Consider the following 1,797-nt stretch of genomic DNA (forward strand, 5'->3'; position numbering starts at 1 on the left):
CCAGCCATCGGACTTTGCCAGAGTGGTGAGGGCTTTGTGGGCGTCTTTGTTGTTCATGTTATTTCCCGAGAAAGAATTTACCGGCGAAGTAACCGCCGATGGCGATGGTCATGATGATCCAGGTGATCTTTTCGAAGATTTGTGAGCGTTCGGATTTTCGTTCGAGGGATTGAATACGGTGATTATTGTCCTTGATGGAGCTGCGGAGTTCTTTATTGCCCTCGATGACGGAGGCGATGCGTTCTTCGATAAGAGTGAGTTTCAGGATCGCATCGGCAAGCTGCTCGAACTTGACTTCGAAGGTGTCGAGTTTTTGTTCGATCTGGTCGAGTTTTTCTTTGTGCGATCCTTGCATGGGTTTATCCTGTTAGCAATCCATGTGCGTCAGTATTTTAAAATACTCCTAGTGAAAAAAGATTTTGTGACTTAACTAATAGTGAGGTCGATTGGTACTGTCTGACCAGACAGATCATTAACAGAATTATAGAAATCCCTTAGCTCGCCTATGGCAGTCTCGTAAACATAAGAGCTAGAAGGAAGCGTTCTTTGCAGGGTTTTTCCATCGGGTAAAGTCAATGTTACCGTTTTCCCCCCAACACTCGGCGTTCCACCCACTACAAACACTGTGAGACTGCCAGTATTTATATGAAGATCAACAGTTAATAATGTATGTCCGTTACATGTTCGGGGTGAGATGTCACCAAAATCGGGAGCAACATTTGGGTCTCGATTGAACCCCTTGTATGTAGTGCCACCGACTACAGAGGTTCCTATAGTCCACATGTGAGTTGAAGCAGATTCCCCATAAAAATCACTGAGCTTCAGCACCCCGCTCGCCGGAACATTGCCAGAACCATAGTACTCAGAGAGCTTATGCGGTGCGGTGCCTCCAAACTCGGTGGAGATGTCTGCCAGAGATAAGCGTCCACTGTTCGGTAATGCCATATTAGTTCCCTATTGAAATGTCGGTGGCCTGTACTTCGCCAGAGAATATGGTGGTTGTGCCGGTGACGGACTGCTGCGCGGTCTTGGCTTCGAGTGCGTCGAGTCGGGCTTGCAGGGTGGCAACGATGGCATCGACCTGAGCCTGGGTGTAATAGGCGGCGTCGTGGTTGTGGCTGTTGTCGGCTTTCGCGTCGAGTTCGGTTTGCAGGCCGGTGACGTTGGCGATGGCGTGGTTGTGGGTATTGTCGCTGACAGTAGCAGTTAAGGTGACGTTGGCTGAACCGTCGAAGGAAACGGAGCCAGAGAGATCGCCACCGAGGGTGATGTTTCTGGCCGTGGTGAGCTGGTCGGCGTTCGGGTGGTAGTCGTCGGCGAAAACACGTTTGTTACTGTTGGCGTAGATGATGCCGGAGAACGTGGCAGAAATTGTGTTGATGGTTGCTGCTACGCCATTAGTGCTGCTGTGTTTGATTGTCAGAGAATCACTGGTGCCGATTTCGATGGTGCCCTGAGCTGTTGATTGACGGATATACCCTTCGGCATAGCCACTACCCCAATAGATGCCACGACCAAAAACATTGCCTTCGGTCATTTTGATGTCGCCGGACATGGTGCCACCGGCCAGAGGGAGTAGATGACTCGTGTCGAACGTAAGGTCAGTGATCTCAGCGGCCAGATGAGTATGCGCCGAAGGGGTGTAGTCTGCGGGCTTACCGGTCACTTGTGCCCATGAGGGAACCCAGGTGTTCGGGTGGGCGCTGACGTCGTTGTAGGTGAGGCTGACCACGCCCTGATGGCCGTTGACGGAGGTGACGGCTTCGGTGTTGTCGATTTTGTAGAAGGTGTCCGATG

General features: G+C 51.2%; 3 protein-coding genes. All 3 read right to left on the reverse strand.

Annotated features, from left to right (window positions below; all coding sequences use genetic code 11):
• Positions 1 to 58: 58 nt before the first annotated feature.
• Entirely contained in the window at positions 59 to 355 is a 297-nt protein-coding gene (locus tag AK963_RS32760; protein WP_139117751.1) for a hypothetical protein, read from the reverse strand.
• Between the two features lie 71 nt (positions 356 to 426).
• Positions 427 to 945 (reverse strand): hypothetical protein, encoded by a 519-nt coding sequence (locus AK963_RS28470; RefSeq protein WP_066018657.1) that lies wholly within the window; start codon positions 943 to 945, stop codon positions 427 to 429.
• Between the two features lies 1 nt (position 946).
• A partial coding sequence (locus AK963_RS28475) for a tail fiber protein (protein ID WP_202969910.1) occupies positions 947 to 1,797 on the reverse strand: 851 nt, incomplete at its 5' end.

This window comes from Endozoicomonas atrinae, from assembly GCF_001647025.1.
In the GTDB taxonomy this organism is placed as follows: Bacteria; Pseudomonadota; Gammaproteobacteria; order Pseudomonadales; family Endozoicomonadaceae; genus Endozoicomonas; species Endozoicomonas atrinae.